We start from the raw sequence: 18,901 nt of genomic DNA on the forward strand, positions 1-18,901 counted from the left end.
CTTATTTCATGGCCCACTCTTATGTCATGGCCCCACTCTTATTTCACGGATCGCGAAAGTTGAACGGCCTTTCTTGGAAAAGACAAGGCGCCTGTGCGCTCATCCCGTACAAAACGCGCGGCCTCAGACGCGAAAGTCCGTTGAAAGCCGCTCTCCCCCGTGCCAAAGAGCCTCTCATGCAAGACGAGACACCATTTTTTCCGGAACGCCTCAAGGCCGCGGCGCTGGCGGTGGAGAGCCTGCTTTCGAACCTCCTCGGGCCTTCCGCCCAAGCGGACGAAATCGCCCGGCCGGCTCAGCTCCTCGATGCCATGCGCCATGGCGTGCTCAACGGCGGCAAGCGACTGCGCCCCTTCCTCGTCGCCGAAAGCACCGCCCTGCTCGGCGGCAGCGCCGATGCGGCGCTCCGGATCGGCGCGGCGCTCGAATGCGTGCATTGCTATTCGCTCGTCCATGACGACCTGCCGGCGATGGACGACGACGACCTGAGGCGCGGCCAGCCGACCGTGCATATCGCCTTCGACGAAGCGACCGCCATTCTCGCCGGCGACAGCCTGCTGACCTTCGCCTTCGACATTGTCGCCGCGCCGGAAACGCCGCTCTCCGATGGCCAGAAGACGGCGCTCGTGCTGGCACTGGCCCGCGCCGCCGGTCTTGGCGGCATGGCAGGCGGCCAGGCGCTCGACCTCGCGGCCGAGAAGACCGCGCCCGACGAGGCGGCGATCGTCACGCTGCAGGCGATGAAGACCGGCGCCCTCATCCGCTTCGCCTGCGAGGCAGGGGCGATCATCGCCGACGCGGGCCTCGAGGACCGCCGACGGCTGCGCGCCTTCGGCGAGAAGATCGGCCTTGCCTTCCAGCTTGCCGACGACCTTCTCGACCTCACCGCCGATGCCGAGGCGATGGGCAAGGCGACCGGCAAGGATGCCGCCCGCGGCAAAGGCACCCTCGTCGGCCTCCATGGCCAGGCCTGGGCCGAGCGCCAGCTCGAAGGCCTGGTGACCGAGGCCAAAGAGCTGCTTCGGCCCTACGGCGCCCGTTCGGCCATTCTTGTCGAAGCCGCCCGCTTCGTTGCCAATCGCAGGAACTGAGTTCATGAGCAAATTCTGGTCGCCGATCGTATCCACGCTGAAACCCTATGTTCCGGGCGAACAGCCGCGTATCGCGAATCTCGTCAAGCTCAACACCAATGAAAGCCCCTACGGACCCTCCGAACAGGCGCTCGAAGCCATCCGGGCGGCGGCAAACGCCGATCTGCGGCTCTATCCGGACCCGGTCGCGCTCGGCCTGAGGGAGGCGATCGCCGCACGATACGGCATCTCGGCCGGCGAAGTCTTCGTCGGCAACGGTTCCGACGAGGTGCTGGCCCATGCCTTCGCCGCGCTGCTGAACCACGACGCGCCGCTGCTCTATCCGGATATTTCCTACAGCTTCTATCCGACCTATGCCGGCCTGTTCGACATCGAGGCGATCGAAGTGCCGCTCGATGCGGCCTTCCGCATCGATATCGCCGACTACCGCCGCGCCTCAGGCGCGATCATCCTGCCCAATCCCAATGCGCCGACCGGCATCGGCCTGCCGCTCGCCGAGATCGAGAGGCTGGTCGCCGAGCATCCCGACCAGCCGGTGGTGATCGACGAGGCCTATGTCGACTTCGGCGGTGAATCGGCGATTGCGCTCGTCCCGAAATACGCCAACCTGCTGGTCGTCCAGACCTTCTCCAAGTCACGCGCGCTGGCGGGCCTGCGCGTCGGCTTCGCGATCGGCCAGCGGGTGCTGATCGAGGCGCTGGAACGGGTCAAGGACAGCTTCAACTCCTACCCGCTCGGTCGCGCCGCCCAGGCCGGCGCGACCGCCGCGATCCAGGACGACACATGGTTCGAGGCGACGCGCGGCAAGATCATCGCGACGCGTGCGGGGTTGACGAGCGAGCTGGAAAAGCGCGGCTTCGAGGTCCTGCCGTCGCAGGCGAATTTCGTCTTTGCCCGTCATCCAAGCCATGCCGGACAGACGCTCGCGGCCAAGTTGCGGGAGCGCGCGGTGATCGTCCGCCATTTCGCCAAGCCGCGGATTTCCGATTTCCTGCGCATCACCATCGGCACCGACGAGGAATGCAAAAGGCTGGTTGCAGCACTCGACGAGATTCTTTGAAGCGGGGGCCGGCGACGGGGTGAAAAGAAGAACGGCATGTCTGGCCCCTCACCCTGACCCTCTCCCCGCGCGCGGGACGCGCGCGGGGAGAGGGGACTTGGACGGCGCGGCATACCTTTTCCGCTCACGGTATCTTAGGCTCGGATCGGCGACGCCGCCGCGCGTCCCCTTCGCCCCGCTTGCGGGGAGAAGGTGGCCGGCAGGCCGGATGAGGGGCGATTCGGACCGGGTAACTGGTTGACGCGAAGCGTTATTCGGCCGCCGCCTGGCCGTGGCCGAAGCGCTTTTCGATATAGTCGGCGACGAGAAGCTGGAACTCCTCGGCGATCTTCGGGCCGCGCAGGGTCATCGCCTTCTGGCCGTCGATGAACACCGGTGCCGCCGGCGTCTCGCCGGTACCGGGCAGCGAAATGCCGATATCGGCATGCTTGCTCTCGCCCGGGCCGTTGACGATGCAGCCCATGACGGCGACTTTCAGCGCCTCGACGCCCGGATATTTCTCGCGCCAGACCGGCATGCTGGTGCGGATATCCTCCTGGATCTTCTGGGCAAGCTCCTGGAAGACCGTGGAGGTGGTGCGGCCGCAGCCGGGACAGGCGGCAACCACCGGAATGAACTGGCGGAAGCCCATGACCTGCAGGAGCTCCTGCGCCACCTGCACCTCGCGGGTGCGGTCGCCGCCGGGCTCCGGCGTCAGCGAGATGCGGATCGTATCGCCGATGCCCTGCTGCATCAGGATGCCGAGCGAAGCCGAGGAGGCAACGATACCCTTCGTGCCCATGCCGGCCTCGGTCAGGCCGAGATGCAGCGCATGGTCGGAGCGGGCGGCAAGCATCGCGTAGACGGCGATCAGGTCCTGGACGCCGGAGACCTTGGCGGAAAGGATGATGCGGTTGCGCGGCAGGCCGAGTTCTTCGGCGAGCTCCGCCGAGAGAAGCGCCGACTGCACGATCGTCTCGCGCGTCACCTGTTGCGCTGTCAAGGGCGAGCCCGCGGCCTGGTTCTCGTCCATCAGCCGCGTCAGCAGTTCCTGGTCGAGCGAGCCCCAGTTCACCCCGATGCGCACCGGCTTGTCATAGCGGATCGCCATCTCGATGATCTCGGCGAACTGCTTGTCCTTCTTGTCCTTGAAGCCGACATTGCCTGGATTGATGCGGTACTTCGCCAGCGCCTCGGCGCAGGCCGGGTGATCGGCCAGGAGCTTGTGGCCGATATAATGGAAGTCGCCGACGAGCGGCACGTCCATGCCGAGCCGCAGCAGCCGCTCGCGGATCTTCGGCACGGCGGCGGCACTTTCGTCACGGTCGACGGTGATGCGCACCAGCTCGGAACCCGCCTTGTGGAGCGCCGCCACCTGCGCAACCGTCGCGTCGATGTCGGCCGTGTCCGTGTTCGTCATCGACTGGACGACGACCGGCGCGGCACCGCCGACGATGACGCCGCCGACATCGACGGCCACCGAGGCGCGGCGCGGCATTGGCTCGAAATCGAAGGCAGACGACATGAAGGCCTCTTCGTAGTCCCATTTGCGGGACGGATCCTCGTCCCAAGCATTCGCCTTTCAGGTGGCGAAGGAAAGCGTGCTTGTCAACGGCAACATCATGTGCTGACGGCGAATTGATGGCAGGGTAGGTGTCGAGCGCGCGATGGCCCCCCATCCGCCTGCCGGCACCTTCTCCCCGTTCTCACGGGGAGGAGGGACTTGCCGCACCGTTGAAGTCCCCTCTCACGCAGGCGCCAGCGGGAGTCGAGACGCATGCTGCGAGTCCCCTTCGCCCCGCCTGCGGGGAGAAGGTGGCCGGCAGGCCGGATGAGGGGCAATCGCCTCCGCGGCGCATCGTGCCAATGTAGAGCATTGCAGTCAGGCGGAATCACCTGACGTCGCACAAATGCAGCAAAACCAAATGGTTAGAGCGGCGGCGCGATCATATGTGAGCGCACTCCGCTCTAGGAATGCCCATTCCCATGATCCGCATGGACGGCGTGGTGCGACAGGAGAAGCACGACTATGAAGAGAACGGGGATGGAGGCAAAGATCACCGCGAAGCCGCTATGCTCGGCAATGAAGCCGATCAGCGACGGCGCGAACAGCATACCGGAATAGCCCATCGTCGTCGCAACCGCGAGGCCGATCCCCGGCTGCAGGCCCGGCATGTTGCCGGCCGCCGAAAAGGCGATCGGCACCATGTTCGAAATACCGATGCCGGCCACGGCAAAGCCGAGGATCGCGAGCGACGCGCTCGGCGCGAGCCCTGCGGCGACAAGGCCGACAAGCGCCGTGACCGTGCAGATCCGCAGCGTCTTCGTGGCACCGAAGCGATCGCGGACATGATCGCCGGCAAAACGCATCGTCGCCATGGTGGCCGAGAAGGCGGCGAAGCCGAATCCCGAAAGCTCGACCGAGGCGCCGAGTTCGTTGCGCAGATAGAGCGCACCCCAGTCGAGCACCGCCCCTTCCGGCACCATCGAGAACAGCGCCATCAGGCCGATCAGCCAGGGCAGCGGCGTCATCGGCAGGCGCAGTTTCTCTTTGGCGGCGGCCGGGTGCGGCTCATCGGCGAGGATCAACGGCCAGGCAACCGCAAGGATCGCGGCGCAGAGGCCGGTGACCAGGATCGCATGCGGCAGCACGCCGACGCGGGCCATCAGGAAGCCGCCGATGCCGGCACCGATCAGCCCGCCGAGGCTCCAATAGGCGTGGCAGGAGGACATGATGGCGCGGCGCATCGATTTCTCGACCTCGACGGCATTGGCATTCATCGCCACGTCCATGGCGCCGACGAAGCCGCCGAGCAGGAACATGCCGATCGCCGCCGTCCAGACATCAGGCACCAGCGTCAGGAGCAGAAGCAGGGGCGAGAGGATGATCGCCGTCACCTTGGCGACCTTCTGCGAGCCGATGCGGGCAATATAGCCGCCGGCGATCGGCATCAGCACCAGCGATCCGATACCGAACACCAGGATCAACAGGCCGAGCACGCTCTCGCCGATTCCGAGCCGGTCCTTGAATTCCGGGATTTTCGGCGCCCAGCTGCCGGTGACGAAACCGTTCATCAGGAACAGGAGCGAGACGGCGAACCTGTTCCTGGACATATAGCCCTGCCGGGTTGCGGCCGTCGGGCCGGTCTCTGTGCGCTGGTCCATTTTGATCTTCCTGATTGCCGGTTCCGGCTCAAATGGTGATTTCGATGAGGTTGCCGTCGGGATCGCGGATCACGGCTTCGTAGAAACCGTCCCCCGTCCACCGGGCTCCCGATAGGAGCAGGCCCTGCCGGTCGGCCCGCGCCGCCATCTCGTCCACGGCCTTGCCGCCGCCGAGCGAAAGGGCGATGTGCGCGTAGCCGGCGCGCTCCACCCTCACGTCGTCATGCGGCTCCAGCCACGGCCCCTCCATGACCTCGATCGATGGCCCGGCACCAACGGTCAGGAAGCGCGAGCGGAAACCGGGCCGACGCCGGCTTTCATAGATCGAGCCAGCTTCGGCGCCAAGGAATTCGACCCAGAAGTCCGCCATTCGCTCAAGATCCCTGGTCCAGAGCGCGACATGGGCGATGCTCATCCTTGTTCCCTCGCAACGACTACGCGCGCGCCTTGCGCGGTGAATGCGGCGATCTGAGCCTCCGGCGCACTCGCCTCGAGGACGAGCGTCGAACCGGCAGCGATGTCGATCACGGCGTGCGGAGCGGCGGTGCCGAGCTTGTCGCTGGTGACGGCGGCGAGCACGGAGCGGCTCCGCGAGGCGATCAACCGCTTGAACTCCGCGTCCTCGAAGTGAGAGGCCGTCAGCCCCGCTTCGGCGTCGGCACCGCAAGTGCCGAGAATGCAGAGATCGGGCCTCAGCAGTTCCGCATCGCGCTGCGCCCTGGCGCCGACCGCCGCGCCGACGGTGCGGTCGAGCGTTCCGCCGATCAGGATGAGATCAAGGCCCGGCTTTTCCATCAAGGCAGCGGCGATCAGCGGTGTATTGGTGACGATCGTTGCCGACAGATCCGGGCCTATCGCCCGGGCAATCGCCAGATTGGTCGAGCCCGCATCCAGAAACACCGTCATGTCGCGTTGAATGAAGCCGACCGACGCCAGTGCCAGCGCCGCCTTCCGTTCCGGGGCAAGTGCGGCCCGCTCGCTGAGCGAGCCCGAATCCGGAGCGATCGGCAGGGCGCCGCCATAGACGCGCTCGCAGAGGCCCGCCGCTGCCATTTCGCGCAGGTCCCGCCGGATCGTGTCCTCGGAAACGTTGAGTTCGCGCGCCAGGTCGGCGGCGAGAACGCGGCCATCGGTCCTCAGGCGGTCCTGAATGAGGGATTTTCTTTCGCGGAGCAGCAGGTCGGTCGACACTTTAGAAACCGTCATAAACGTGCATGATCAGATAAAATCGTGCATATCACTCCCGTCTTGCGATTTCAACCTTCGATCGTCCGGAACAGGCAAGCCGGTTGGGCGGTTTCTATGGCGGCCGTCCCGATGGAGCGTGGTTTGATTGAGAAAATATTCTATCGAAACAGCCGAGAATTGGTCTTTTATGCGCTCAGGTGGTTCGGAATTTGTGCGAGTCTCGCCGCAATCCGGATGACGGGCCGGAGAACAGAGAGATGGAAAAAAGATATGAAGCTCCTTCCGACACTTTTCGCTGCCGCCCTCGTGCAACTGGCCGCCTTCGCGCCGGCCGAGGCCGGATCGAACCTTGATGAGGTCAAATCGGCCGGCGTGCTGAAGATCGGCACCGAGGGCACCTACGCGCCCTTCACCTATCACGACGCCAACGGCGCGCTCGTCGGCTTCGACGTGGAGATCGGTGAGGCAGTCGCCAAGCGCCTCGGCGTCAAGGCCGAGTTCTTGGAAGGCAAGTGGGACGGCCTGATCGCCGGCCTCGACGCCAACCGCTACGACACCGTCATCAACCAGGTCGGCATCACCGAGGAACGCAAGAAGAAATATGATTTCTCCGAGCCCTATATCGCCTCCAAGGCGGTGCTGATCGTCAAGGGCGACAACGAGGAGATCAAGGACTTCGCCGACTTGAAAGGCAAGAAGTCCGCCCAGTCGCTGACCAGCAATTTCGGCAAGCTTGCCGAAGCCTCCGGCGCCGAGCTCGTCGGCACCGACGGCTTCGACCAGTCGATCCAGCTCGTCCTGACCGGCCGCGCCGATGCGACGATCAACGACAGCCTCTCCTTCCTCGATTTCAAGAAGCAGAAGCCGAACGCCAACGTGAGGATCGCTGCCGAAAAGCCTGACGCGGATTATTCCGGCATCATCCTGCGAAAGGACGAGCCGGAACTGCTGGCGGCGATCAACAAGGCGCTGGCCGAAATCAAGGCCGACGGCACCTATGAGAAGATCTCGCAAAAATATTTCGGCGCCGACGTCTCGAAATAGCGTTCGGAAGACGCCGCTTCGGCCCCTCATCCGCCCGCCGGCACCTTCTCCCCGCAAGCGGGGCGAAGGGACAAGCGGCAACGTCTCACCCCACGCGGGCGCTTTGGACGAAGTCACGCATCGCGACATCCTCGTCCCCTCTCCCCGCAAGCGGGGAGAGGGCTAGGGTGAGGGGCAATTCTTCACATCACCCGCGGCCGGCGGACGGACTTCCAGCTCACCGCTTTCCCCATCCCGCTCCATGAACTACGATCCGCTCCTCTCCGGAGCGGATCCGCGCGTTTTGAAAGGCTGTCCCTTGCCAAACTGGCTCAACCTCATGGCGGAATCGCTGCCGACCCTGCTCTGGGCCGGGCTGATCTTCACTGTTCCGCTGACCCTGCTTTCCTTCGTTCTCGGTCTTTCGCTGGGACTTGTCACGGCACTCGTCCGTCTCTTCGCGCCGGCTCCCTTCGTCGCCGTAGCGCGCTTCTATGTCTGGGTGATCCGCGGAACGCCGCTCCTCGTTCAGCTCTTCGTCATTTTCTATGGCCTGCCGAGCATGAACATATTGCTCGATGCATTCCCCGCGGCGCTGATCGGCTTCACGCTGAACATCGGCGCCTATACATCCGAAATCATCCGCGCCACGATCTCGTCCGTGCCGCGCGGCCAATGGGAAGCGGCCTATTCGATCGGGATGAGTTGGAGCCAGGTCATGCGACGCACGATCCTGCCGCAGGCGACCCGGGTCGCCGTGCCGCCGCTGTCGAACACCTTCATCTCGCTCGTCAAGGATACCTCGCTGGCCGCGGCGATCACCGTGCCGGAGCTCTTCCAGACGGCGCAGCGCATCGTCGCCACCACCTACGAGCCGCTGATCCTCTACATCGAGGCGGCGCTGATCTATCTTGCCATGAGCTCGGTGCTTTCGGCGCTGCAGGTGAGGCTGGAGAAACGCTTCGCCCGCTATGGCGGCTTCCTGGAGGCGCGCGCATGATCGAGCTCACGCATATCGTCAAGCGCTTCGGCACCAACACGGTCCTGAACGACATCAGCGTCAGCCTGGCGGAAGGCACCGTGACGGCCCTCGTCGGCCCGTCCGGCGGCGGCAAGAGCACGCTGCTGCGCTGCGTCAATCTTCTGGAAGTACCGACCAGCGGCACGATCCGCCTCGGCGACGAGCGGCTGGAATTCGCCCCGGACCGCACGGTCGGCTGGAGGGCGATCCAAAAGCTGCGCCGCCAGACCGGCATGGTGTTCCAGAATTTTCAGCTCTTTCCCCACCAGACCGCGCTCGGCAATGTCATGGAAGGCCTCACGACCGTCCTCAAATGGCCGGCCGACCGGGCCCGCGCCCGAGCGCTCCAGCTTCTGGAAAAGGTCGGCATGGCGCACAAGGCCGACGCCTGGCCGTCGACGCTTTCGGGCGGCCAACAGCAGCGCGTCGCGATCGCCCGCGCGCTCGCCCCCTCGCCGCGCGTGCTGCTGTGCGACGAACCGACCTCGGCCCTCGATCCGGAGCTGGCGGAAGAAGTGGTCGAGGTCCTCAGCCGTCTCGCCCGCGAAGGCACGACGATGATCATGGCCACCCACGACCTCCGCCTCGCCTCGCGCGTCGCCGACCACGTGATTTTCCTCGACGCCGGCGTCGTGGTCGAAAGCGGCCCGCCACGCAGGATTTTTTCAACGCCGGAGCGGGAGCGAACGAAGCGGTTCATTGCCTCGCTGAGTGCGCCGATGAGTTACGATATTTGAGGGAACGTTCGGGCAGCGGGCAGATTTCAAATCGCACTGCGACGCACATTGTGGATCGGCACTTTTCCCTCTCCGCCGTCATCGTCGGGCTTGACCCAGGGCTTGACCCGAGGATCCACGTGCAAGCATTCCGTCTGCAGAGCACGCTTCGATTGGGGCCACCGTCTCTCGAACTTCACTGGGCTCGTGAATGGATCCTCGGGTCAAGCCCGAGGATGACAATGCGGGTGAGACTGAGGCCCGGATCAAGCGCCAAGTAGGACCACGACGTCCTGTCGAGTATTGCTCCCTACCCTTCGGGCCATGGACCCGATAGTCGGATAAGTCCTGCGATGCCCCCACCACAGCAAACAGCAGCGCGCCGCACAGCTACGATGTTTGAACGCTCTTCCAGAGCTTAACTGGGAAAACTATCGCTGCCATCAACCAAACCAGCCCTACAAGATAGGCAGTGGCGTTGGCCAAGATTTTTTCGACGCCGGAGCGGGAGCGAACGAAGAGGTTTATTGCCTCGCTGGGTGCGCCGCATAGCTACAGTATTTGAGCGAAAATTCGGGCGCGCGGGCGGATTGCCAATTGCACTGCGACGCGCCTTGCGGATGGGCTTTCCCCTCTCCACCGTCATCCTCGGGCTTGACCCGAGGATCCATTTACAAGCCGCAGCGAAAATTAACAGACGTGGGCGTACGCTGACGTGTAGCGACGCATATGCTGCCCTCGGTGGGCCGCATGCGTGCGTGTGGATCCTCGGGTCAAGCCCGAGGATGACAGTGGGAGAGAGCGTGTCTGGCGGCTTCCGCAGGCCTGGCCCCTTCACCTTACACTCAAAACAAAAACGGCCGGATCGCTCCGGCCGTTCGCGTTCGAAGGGCTGCACGTATCAGCCAAACACGATCAGCAAATCCTTCGCGTCGATCTGGTCGCCAGCGCGGACCAGCACCTCGGCGATCATGCCGTCCTTCTCGGCGTGCAGCGCCGTCTCCATCTTCATCGCCTCGATCGAGAGCAGCACGTCGCCGGCCTTGACCGGCTGGCCGGCGTGGACCGCGACGGTCGAGATGACGCCGGGCATCGGCGCTCCGAGCTGGGCGGCGTTGCCGGCCTCGGCCTTGCGGCGGATGGCGGCGGAGGCGCCGCGGTTGCGGTCCGGCACCTTGATCGAGCGCGGCTGGCCGTTCAGCTCGAAGAACATCTTGACCATGCCCTTCTCGTCGATCTCGCCCTGCGCCTGGTTGAGGATGACAAGCGTCTTGCCCTTCTCGATGTCGGCGAACAGTTCCTCGCCCGGGCCCATGCCGTAGAAATAGGCGGGCGTCGGCAGCACGCTGACCGGACCGTAGGTCTCGGCGGCCAGCGCATAGTCGGTGAACACCTTCGGATACATCAGGTAGGAGGCGAACTCGAAGTCGTCGACATCACGCTCGAGCTTGTCCTCGATGGCTTTGCGCTCTTGATCGAGATCGGCGGCCGGCAGCAGCGAGCCCGGCACGGCGGTATAGGGGGCTTCGCCCTTCAGCGCCTTCTTCTGCAGCGCCTGCGGCCAACCGCCCGGCGGCTGGCCGAGGTCGCCCTTCAGCATCGAGACCACCGAGTCCGGGAAGGCGATGTCCTTGGCCGGGTTCTCGACGTCGGCGACCGTCAGGTCCTGGGAGACCATCATCAGCGCCATGTCGCCGACCACCTTGGAGGACGGCGTCACCTTGACGATGTCGCCGAACATCCGGTTGGCGTCGGCATAGGCCTGCGCCACCTCGTGCCAGCGGGTCTCGAGCCCGAGCGAGCGGGCCTGTTCCTTCAGGTTCGTGAACTGGCCGCCCGGCATCTCGTGCAGGTAGACTTCCGAGGCCGGTCCCTTGAGGTCGCTCTCGAAGGCCGCATATTGGTGGCGCACCGCCTCCCAGTAGAAGGAGATGCGGCGGATCCATTCCGGGTTCAGGCCCGGGTCGCGCTCGGTGCCGGACAGCGCCTCGACGATCGAGCCGAGGCAGGGCTGCGAGGTGTTGCCGGAGAGCGCGTCCATCGCCGCATCGACGATATCGGCGCCCGACTCGACGGCGGCAAGCACCGTCGCTGCGGCAATGCCTGACGTGTCGTGGGTGTGGAAGTGGATCGGCAGGTCGGTCGCCTCCTTCAGTGCCTTGAACAGCACCCGCGCCGCGGCCGGCTTCAACAGCCCGGCCATGTCCTTGACGGCGATGATATGGGCGCCGGCCTTCTCCAGCTCGGCGGCAAGCGCCGTGTAGTACTTCAGATCGTATTTCGGCCGGGCCGAATTCAGGATGTCGCCGGTATAGCAGATCGCCGCCTCGCAGATCCGGTTCTCCTCGCCGACGGCGTCCATCGACACGCGCATGTTGTCGACCCAGTTGAGGCAGTCGAAGACGCGGAACACGTCGATGCCGCCCTTGGCCGCCTGGCGGACGAAGTATTTGACGACATTGTCCGGATAGTTCTTGTAGCCGACGCCGTTGGCGCCGCGCAGCAGCATCTGCAGTAAGAGGTTCGGCGCGCCCTCGCGCACCATCGCCAGCCGTTCCCACGGATCTTCGGTCAAAAAGCGCATCGACACGTCGAAGGTGGCGCCGCCCCAGCATTCCAGCGAGAACAGGTTTGGCAGCGCCCGCGAATAGGTGCCGGCGATGCGGGCGATGTCATAGGTGCGCATGCGGGTGGCAAGCAGCGACTGATGGCCGTCGCGCATCGTCGTGTCGGTGAGCAGCACCTGCGGCTGCGCCTTCACCCATTCGGCGAATTTCTTCGGCCCAAGCGCATCGAGCTTCTGCTTGGTGCCGGGCTTCGCCTCGCCATTGATGAACGGCACGACGGGTGCGGCGATATCGTCGTTCGGCTTCGGCCGGCCCTTCGCCTCCGGGTGGCCGTTGACCGTGACGTCGGCGAGATAGGTGAGGAGCTTGGTGGCGCGGTCCTGGCGCTTCACCTGCTGGAACAGCTCGGGCGTCGTGTCGATGAAGCGTGTCGTGTAGCTGTTGTCCTTGAACTTCGGGTGGCCGATGATCGCCTCGAGGAAGGTCAGGTTGGTCGCCACGCCGCGAATACGGAATTCGCGCAGCGCCCGGTTCATCCGCTGGATCGCCTCGTCCGGCTTCGGCGCCCAGGCGGTGACCTTTTCCAAGAGCGGATCGTAGTAGCGGGTGATCACCGCGCCGGAATAGGCGGTGCCGCCGTCGAGGCGGATCCCGAAGCCGGTGGCGCCGCGATAGGCGGTGATGCGACCGTAGTCGGGAATGAAATTCTGTTCGGGATCTTCGGTGGTGATGCGGCACTGCAGCGCATGGCCGTTCAGCCGGATGTCTTCCTGGTCAGGCACGCCCGATTCCGGCGAACCGATGGCAAAGCCGTCGAGGATGTGGATCTGCGCCTTGACGATGTCGATGCCGGTGACGACCTCGGTTACCGTGTGCTCGACCTGGATGCGCGGGTTGACCTCGATGAAGTAGAACTTGCCGGTGTCGGAATCCATCAGATACTCGACCGTTCCGGCGCCGATATAATTGGTCGCCTCGGCGATCTTCAGCGAATAGTCGGCGAGTTCGGCGCGCTGCGCTTCGCTGAGATACGGCGCCGGCGCGCGCTCGACGACCTTCTGGTTGCGCCGCTGGATCGAGCAGTCGCGCTCGAAGAGATGCACGACGTTGCCATGCGTGTCGCCGAGGATCTGGCTTTCGACGTGGCGGGCCCGCTCGACGAGCTTCTCCAGATAGACCTCGTCCTTGCCGAAGGCGGCCTTCGCCTCGCGCTTCGCCTCGGTCACCTCGCGGATCAGGTCCTTGGGATCGCGGATCGCCCGCATGCCGCGGCCGCCGCCGCCCCAGGAGGCCTTCAGCATCACCGGATAGCCGATCTCCTCGGCAAGCCTGGCGATCTCGGCCGGATCGTCCGGCAGCGGCTCGGTCGCCGGCACGACCGGCACGCCGATCGAGATGGCGAGATTGCGGGCCGCCACCTTGTTGCCGAGCTGGCGCATCGTCTCCGGCTTCGGGCCGATGAAGGTGATGCCGTTTTCAGCACAGGCCTCGGCGAATTCCGGGCTTTCCGACAGCAGGCCGTAACCGGGATGGATGGCATCGGCGCCGGACAGCTTGGCGACGCGGATCACCTCGTCGATCGACAGATAGCTCTCGATCGGCCCGAGATCGCGGCCAAGATGCGGGCCGCGGCCGACCTGATAGCTCTCGTCCGCCTTGAAGCGGTGCAGCGCCAGCTTGTCCTCCTCAGCCCATATCGCGACCGTTTTAAGCCCCAGTTCATTGGCCGCGCGGAAGACGCGGATGGCGATTTCGGATCGGTTGGCAACAAGGATCTTTGAGATGGACAAGTCGGACTCCTCAATAGACTTGAAAACGCGGGAATGCTGCACCCGCGAAAAGAACTATTAGCGAGTCATGGAATGAAGTGCAATTTCAGATGCGACACGAAGCCTAACCCATTGGGTCAGGACGGCCCTAAAGCGCGGCGCGTTCAAACGTATTCACGCGGCGCGCTTTAGGACTTTGTTTCTGTGCATGTCGTCATCCCAAAACCGCTGCACACTTTTGGGGCGACATGCATTTAGGAGATGAGGCCGAGCCGGAAGGCGATGGCGACGGCATGATGCCGGTTCTTTGCCTTCAGCTTCTCCTGGATGCCGTTCATGTACCAGTCGACGGTGTGGCTCGAAATGTCGAGCACCTTGCCGATGTCGTTTGAGGTCATGCCGTCGGCGAGATAGTTGAGCGCCTCCATTTCGCGCCGCGTCATCTGGACTTCGACGCGCGAGACGAGCTCGGCCATGATTTCCGGATCGGTGAGCTCGAGCAGCTTCCAGAACAGCCGTTTGGCAATCGCATCGAAGAGGCTCAGCTCCACCGGGCTCAAATCGACCACCCGGCCGCCGACGGTCAAGTTGCCCATCAGCCCGCGCCGGCCGTGCACCGGAAAGATATCGCCGTCGAAAAGCCCGTGATTGCGCGCCTCGACCATCATGCTTTCCATGCGCTTGCGGTGCGGGTCCGAGCGGAAGGCGACCAGCGTGTCGCGCCAGCGGAAGCCGCGCTGGGCGTGGCCGAGATAGCGGATCGTCGGATCGATGACGACGTATTTCTTGCGGATGTAGATCTGCGGCCAGCTCTCGGGCCAACGCCCGGCGAGCAGCAGCCTCAGCGGGTTCTCGTGCGGTTTGGGCTGGCGCACCACGCCGTAGAAATCGAAACCGCAGCGATCGAGCAGCCGTTCGAACTCCGGCAGGATTTCCTCGCGTGTCTTCATCTCCTCGAGAAGCGCCAGAAACTGTACGAGCAACGTTATATTCATGGAACACCTTGAACTCAGAACGGACGGCGAGCGCTTGCGAATTCTTCCATGAACGCGCCGTTCAGAAGCCATTCATGTTGCAACCGCGATAATTCTTCTTATCACGCCCGGTCCTGTACGGAACCTGCAAAAATTCGGAGTCGTGGCAAGAGATAGCGAACGATGGATCGTCCACCAATTCCTCCCTTGGACCCGGATGATCAAGCCGTCTGATTTGCCCGTTTCGCGTTTTCCGCAGGTTTTTCTAGAGGGTCGTCTCGCGCGGCTTTGTCGGTCCTGCAGGGCAATCCTGCGTTGATCGCCAAAGTCGCAACGCATTGCCGCATTGCTGGTGCGGCGAAGAATCCGATGCCCAGAAGGGGTGAGACAGTGTCTTTATTCCAGGTGTATGCAAGAGCGCTTCAGTATCTTGCTGTCCACAAATATCGTGTCGGGGCGATCGTCATCGCCAATATCGTCCTGGCCGTCATCACGATCGCCGAGCCTATCCTCTTCGGCCGGATCATCGACGCGATCTCGACGCAAAAGGACGTCGCGCCGATGCTGCTGCTATGGGCCGGCTTCGGTGTCTTCAACACGATCGCCTTCGTACTCGTCTCCCGAGAGGCCGACCGCCTTGCGCATGGCCGCCGGGCGACGCTCTTGACCGAAGCCTTCGGCCGGATCGTCTCCATGCCGCTCTCCTGGCATAGCCAGCGTGGCACCTCGAACGCGCTGCATACGCTGCTGCGCGCCTGCGAGACCCTCTTCGGCCTGTGGCTCGAATTCATGCGGCAGCACCTCGCGACCGCCGTCGCGCTCGTCCTGCTGGTGCCGACCGCCTTCGCCATGGACTTTCGCCTGTCGATGGTCCTCGTCGTGCTCGGCGCCGCCTATGTGCTGATCAGCAAGGTCGTGATGAACCGGACCAAGGACGGCCAGGCCTCGGTCGAGAACCATTACCACACGGTCTTCTCGCACGTCTCCGATGCGATCAGCAACGTCTCGGTGGTCCACAGCTACAACCGTATCGAAGCGGAAACGCGCGAACTGAAGAAGTTTGCCGAGCGGCTGCTCTCGGCCCAGTATCCGGTGCTCGACTGGTGGGCGCTGGCGAGCGCGCTCAACCGCATCGCCTCGACCATCTCGATGATGACGATCCTTGTCATCGGCACCATTCTGGTGCAGCGCGGCGAACTCGGCGTCGGAGAGGTCATCGCCTTCATCGGCTTCGCCAATCTGCTGATCGGCCGTCTCGACCAGATGAAGGCCTTCGTGACGCAGATCTTCGAGGCCCGCGCCAAGCTCCAGGATTTCTACCAGCTCGAGGATTCGGTGCGCGAACGCGAGGAGCCGGCTGGCGCCGCGGATCTCAGCGGCGTCGTCGGCGAGGTGGAATTCCGCGACGTCTCCTTCGACTTCGCCAATTCCGCCCAGGGCGTGCGCAACGTCTCCTTCACTGCCAAGGCCGGCCAGACGATCGCCATCGTCGGCCCGACCGGCGCCGGCAAGACGACGCTCGTCAACTTGCTTCAGCGGGTCCATGAGCCGAAGCACGGCCAGATCCTGATCGACGGCGTCGACATCTCGAAGGTCACCCGCAAGTCGCTGCGCCGCTCGATCGCCACCGTCTTCCAGGATGCCTGCCTGATGAACCGCTCGATCGGCGACAACATCCGCCTCGGCCGCGAGGACGCCTCGCTGGAAGAGGTCATGGGCGCCGCCGAAGCGGCCGCCGCCAGCGACTTCATCGAAGGCCGCCTCAACGGCTACGAAACCCTCGTCGGCGAACGCGGCAACCGGCTCTCCGGCGGCGAGCGCCAGCGGATCGCCATTGCCCGCGCCATCCTCAAGAACGCGCCGATCTTGGTCCTCGACGAGGCGACCAGCGCTCTCGACGTCGAAACCGAGGCACGCGTCAAGGAAGCGATCGATGCGCTGCGCAAGGACCGCACGACCTTCATCATCGCCCACCGGCTGTCGACGGTGCGCGAGGCCGACCTGGTGATCTTCATGGATCACGGCCGGGTCGTCGAGATGGGCGGCTTCAGCGAGCTCAGCCAGAGCAACGGCCGCTTCGCCGCCCTGCTGCGCGCCAGCGGCATCCTGACGGACGAGGACGTCCGCAAGAGCCTCACGGCGGCATAAGTTCTTCGGTCTAGGATAGAACGACGGACTACCAGCGGCCATGAAACGGAAGCCACCCGCAAGGAAACGCGGGTGGCTTTTTCGTCGCGGGGACTTGCCTGCAACGCCCGAGCAGCCTTGTCATTCCCGAAAATCTTGATAGACCGGAATTCCGGCTTCAATTCCAAGGGAATCAACATGCCGGATTTCTCCACCCTCCTACTTTTCGCCACCGCGTCTTTGGTGCTCACCGCCACCCCGGGCCCCGATATGCTGCTCATCGCCTCACGCAGCATTAGCCAAGGGCGCACCGCCGGGTTCCTCACCTATGCCGGAATCGCGCTCGGCACCTATTGCCATGCGCTCGCCGCCGCCCTCGGCCTCTCGCAGCTCTTTGTGGCCGTGCCGGTCGCCTATGAGATCGTGCGTTGGGCGGGCTGCGCCTATCTTCTCTACTTGGCCTACAAGACAGTCCGCTCGGACGGGTCGAACTTTTCCCCGACATCGGCGCTAAAGCGACTTTCACCTAAGCGGATTTTCGGGGAGGGCCTCCTGACCAACCTCCTGAATCCGAAGATGGCCCTCTTTGTTTTGGCTCTGTTCCCGCAGTTCGTGCATCCCGACGGCGGATCAATCGTCACTCAGATGCTTCTTCTCGCAACGATACTGAATGGGATCGGCTTTCTCGTGAACGGCTCGGTCATCCTTCTCGGAAACCATGTCCGCACGCGACTTTCCGGACTCCGCTTCCCGAAGCTGCCCCAGTATCTTCTCGCGAGCGTTTTCACGGGCCTGGCGTGCCGACTTGCCCTGGACGCCAGGAACTAACGCATGTCGCCCAAAAGTGTGCAGCGGTTTGGGGAGAACGACGTGTAAAAGCGGAGACCTAAAGCACGCCAAATCAGCGACGTGCTTTTAAATCGGGCCGGCGTCCCTCACGCCGCCCTGAGTGGCTTCGCGCCGGCCATTTCCCGAAGCCAGTCGAGGTAATAGGCATAGACGAAGTGCAGGCCGATGCCGGCGACGACGAAGAGCGAGCCGACGATCGGGTTCTTGCCGGTGACGAAGAGCAGCACCTGGCCCGCCATGGCGAGGATCGTTCCGAAGATGAACACCGCCAGCGAATGCCGGCCGACCATCACTAGCGGATGGTTGGTGTCGAGCCGCGTCAGCCGGCTGACGAGCGGGGTGATCGCCAGCAAATAGGCGAGCGCCAGCACGTGCAGGAGCCGCGTCAGCGACAGGAACGTCTTGTCGAAGCCGGTCAGTACCGCGGGCAGCCCGAAGGAGAAGTCGAGGCTCCACCAGGAGAACAGCACCCAGGCGCCCGAGACCAGCAGATAGGCTGCGGAAGGCACGATGAGCCACCAGCTTCGCGGCAGGCGACCGCCGCGGCGCACATGACCGATTGCGAGGATGCCAATCACGAAGAGGAACTGCCAGGACCACGGATTGAGGAACCAGTAGCCTTCGTCGAGGAAATTGTACGGCACCAGCTTGAAGCAGCCGGCGGCAAGCCAGAGAGCGGCCGAAAGGACGAAGAGCAGCGATGGACGCAACGCATTCAGCCATAAGAGGCCGGGCAGCATCAGGAACAGCACCGCGTACATCGACAGGATGTTGTTGTAGCCGAGCTGGTGGCCGAGCAGAACCATGGCGACGATGCCCTGCTCGGCCTGATCGACGATCGGGCGGATGTTGATTTCGCCGATCAGATCCTGGCGGCCGAAATAAAGCGCGCCGCCGGCGAAGATCGCCAGCGTCACCACGCTCGTCATGATATGGGCGACGTAGAGCGTCAGCGCCCGGCGCCAGATCTTCAAGCTCAGCGCCAGCCGCTGACCGGCCACGAACCTGCCGCCATAGGCGACGCCGACCGACAGGCCGGAAATCAGCACGAAGGCCTCGGCCGAATCGGAAAAGCCGATGTTCTTGTGCGTCAGATATTCGAGATACTGACCCGGAACGTGGTTGACGAAGATCGTCAGCAGGCAGAGCGCCCGGAAGACGTCGAGGCGCGTGTCGCGCCCATTCGTGACCGGGTTTGTCGTGACCGGGTTTGTCGTGACCGGGGCGGTTCCGATCCGGTCTCTGACGCCCCAAGAAGTCTTTTGCAGCATACGGCCCTTATCCGGGATTTGGCGCCCCGCCCGACCCCCTGTTGAAACCGGACGCCGCCGCCACAGGGGGCTTTTCGGCATCAATGAAACCGCAACCCGCA

Annotated in this window: 14 protein-coding genes and 1 pseudogene; 8 read left to right on the top strand and 7 right to left on the bottom strand. The window is 64.1% G+C overall.

Translation table 11 applies throughout. The annotated features are described in order from the left end of the window. Window positions 1–176 precede the first annotated feature (176 nt). Both NGR_RS27505 and hisC read left to right on the top strand, forming a co-directional pair. Entirely contained in the window at window positions 177–1,091 is a 915-nt protein-coding gene (locus NGR_RS27505) for a polyprenyl synthetase family protein (RefSeq protein WP_164924531.1), read from the top strand. A 4-nt stretch (window positions 1,092–1,095) separates the two neighbouring features. Further along, window positions 1,096–2,151 (top strand): histidinol-phosphate transaminase, encoded by a 1,056-nt coding sequence (gene hisC / locus NGR_RS27510; protein ID WP_012709756.1) that lies wholly within the window; start codon window positions 1,096–1,098, stop codon window positions 2,149–2,151. A 250-nt stretch (window positions 2,152–2,401) separates the two neighbouring features. On the opposite strand, the gene ispG is transcribed toward hisC, so the two are convergent. From ispG to NGR_RS27530, 4 genes are all read right to left on the bottom strand, one after another. Beyond that, on the bottom strand, window positions 2,402–3,655 hold the full coding sequence (ispG, locus tag NGR_RS27515) for a flavodoxin-dependent (E)-4-hydroxy-3-methylbut-2-enyl-diphosphate synthase (RefSeq protein ID WP_012709757.1): 1,254 nt from the start codon (window positions 3,653–3,655) through the stop codon (window positions 2,402–2,404). Between the two features lie 443 nt (window positions 3,656–4,098). Continuing rightward, entirely contained in the window at window positions 4,099–5,295 is a 1,197-nt protein-coding gene (locus NGR_RS27520; protein ID WP_164924532.1) for an MFS transporter, read from the bottom strand. A 28-nt stretch (window positions 5,296–5,323) separates the two neighbouring features. Further along, entirely contained in the window at window positions 5,324–5,710 is a 387-nt protein-coding gene (locus tag NGR_RS27525; RefSeq protein ID WP_012709759.1) for a glyoxalase/bleomycin resistance/extradiol dioxygenase family protein, read from the bottom strand. Beyond that, on the bottom strand, window positions 5,707–6,501 hold the full coding sequence (locus NGR_RS27530; protein ID WP_012709760.1) for a DeoR/GlpR family DNA-binding transcription regulator: 795 nt from the start codon (window positions 6,499–6,501) through the stop codon (window positions 5,707–5,709). Before NGR_RS27530 ends, NGR_RS27525 begins: the two co-directional genes overlap by 4 nt. 252 nt (window positions 6,502–6,753) lie before the next feature. On the opposite strand from NGR_RS27530, the gene NGR_RS27535 reads away from it, so the two are divergent. The 4 genes and pseudogenes from NGR_RS27535 to NGR_RS27550 form a co-directional block, all read left to right on the top strand. Continuing rightward, on the top strand, window positions 6,754–7,527 hold the full coding sequence (locus NGR_RS27535; protein ID WP_164924533.1) for an amino acid ABC transporter substrate-binding protein: 774 nt from the start codon (window positions 6,754–6,756) through the stop codon (window positions 7,525–7,527). A 298-nt stretch (window positions 7,528–7,825) separates the two neighbouring features. After that, entirely contained in the window at window positions 7,826–8,506 is a 681-nt protein-coding gene (locus tag NGR_RS27540; protein WP_164924534.1) for an amino acid ABC transporter permease, read from the top strand. Further along, window positions 8,503–9,264 (top strand): amino acid ABC transporter ATP-binding protein, encoded by a 762-nt coding sequence (locus NGR_RS27545; RefSeq protein WP_012709763.1) that lies wholly within the window; start codon window positions 8,503–8,505, stop codon window positions 9,262–9,264. Before NGR_RS27540 ends, NGR_RS27545 begins: the two co-directional genes overlap by 4 nt. 463 nt (window positions 9,265–9,727) lie before the next feature. Continuing rightward, a pseudogene (locus tag NGR_RS27550) lies at window positions 9,728–9,808 on the top strand (amino acid ABC transporter ATP-binding protein); the annotation flags it as partial. A 336-nt stretch (window positions 9,809–10,144) separates the two neighbouring features. Here NGR_RS27550 and pyc read toward each other — a convergent pair. Beyond that, window positions 10,145–13,600 carry a pyruvate carboxylase gene (gene pyc, locus NGR_RS27555; RefSeq protein ID WP_012709764.1) on the bottom strand — a complete coding sequence of 1,152 codons (3,456 nt, stop codon included), beginning with the start codon at window positions 13,598–13,600 and terminating at the stop codon, window positions 10,145–10,147. Window positions 13,601–13,833: 233 nt separating this feature from the next. Further along, a complete protein-coding gene (locus NGR_RS27560) occupies window positions 13,834–14,574 on the bottom strand; it encodes a LuxR family transcriptional regulator (RefSeq protein ID WP_012709765.1) in 741 nt (246 codons plus the stop codon). 369 nt (window positions 14,575–14,943) lie between these two features. Between NGR_RS27560 and NGR_RS27565 the strand changes: the two genes are divergently transcribed. Then, window positions 14,944–16,701, top strand: coding sequence for a glucan ABC transporter ATP-binding protein/ permease (locus tag NGR_RS27565; protein ID WP_012709766.1), 1,758 nt, complete (start codon window positions 14,944–14,946; stop codon window positions 16,699–16,701). 177 nt (window positions 16,702–16,878) lie between these two features. Beyond that, a complete protein-coding gene (locus NGR_RS27570; protein WP_164924688.1) occupies window positions 16,879–17,508 on the top strand; it encodes a LysE family translocator in 630 nt (209 codons plus the stop codon). 107 nt (window positions 17,509–17,615) lie between these two features. Here the strand turns inward: NGR_RS27570 and NGR_RS27575 are convergent, their stop codons facing one another. Further along, window positions 17,616–18,800, bottom strand: a complete 1,185-nt coding sequence (locus NGR_RS27575; RefSeq protein WP_012709768.1) for an OpgC family protein — start codon at window positions 18,798–18,800, stop codon at window positions 17,616–17,618. Between the last annotated feature and the right edge of the window lie 101 nt (window positions 18,801–18,901).

The organism is Sinorhizobium fredii NGR234, assembly GCF_000018545.1.
GTDB classification, from domain to species: domain Bacteria; phylum Pseudomonadota; class Alphaproteobacteria; order Rhizobiales; family Rhizobiaceae; genus Sinorhizobium; species Sinorhizobium fredii_A.

Bases quoted from the DNA above. Each gene is read 5' to 3' on its own strand.
- NGR_RS27505 (WP_164924531.1), top strand. From the start codon at position 177: ATGCAAGACGAGACACCATTTTTTCCGGAACGCCTCAAGGCCGCGGCG.
- hisC (WP_012709756.1), top strand. From the start codon at position 1,096: ATGAGCAAATTCTGGTCGCCGATCGTATCCACGCTGAAACCCTATGTT.
- ispG (WP_012709757.1), bottom strand. From the start codon at position 3,655: ATGTCGTCTGCCTTCGATTTCGAGCCAATGCCGCGCCGCGCCTCGGTG.
- NGR_RS27520 (WP_164924532.1), bottom strand. From the start codon at position 5,295: ATGGACCAGCGCACAGAGACCGGCCCGACGGCCGCAACCCGGCAGGGC.
- NGR_RS27525 (WP_012709759.1), bottom strand. From the start codon at position 5,710: ATGAGCATCGCCCATGTCGCGCTCTGGACCAGGGATCTTGAGCGAATG.
- NGR_RS27530 (WP_012709760.1), bottom strand. From the start codon at position 6,501: ATGACGGTTTCTAAAGTGTCGACCGACCTGCTGCTCCGCGAAAGAAAA.
- NGR_RS27535 (WP_164924533.1), top strand. From the start codon at position 6,754: ATGAAGCTCCTTCCGACACTTTTCGCTGCCGCCCTCGTGCAACTGGCC.
- NGR_RS27545 (WP_012709763.1), top strand. From the start codon at position 8,503: ATGATCGAGCTCACGCATATCGTCAAGCGCTTCGGCACCAACACGGTC.
- NGR_RS27560 (WP_012709765.1), bottom strand. From the start codon at position 14,574: ATGAATATAACGTTGCTCGTACAGTTTCTGGCGCTTCTCGAGGAGATG.
- NGR_RS27570 (WP_164924688.1), top strand. From the start codon at position 16,879: ATGCCGGATTTCTCCACCCTCCTACTTTTCGCCACCGCGTCTTTGGTG.
- NGR_RS27575 (WP_012709768.1), bottom strand. From the start codon at position 18,800: ATGCTGCAAAAGACTTCTTGGGGCGTCAGAGACCGGATCGGAACCGCC.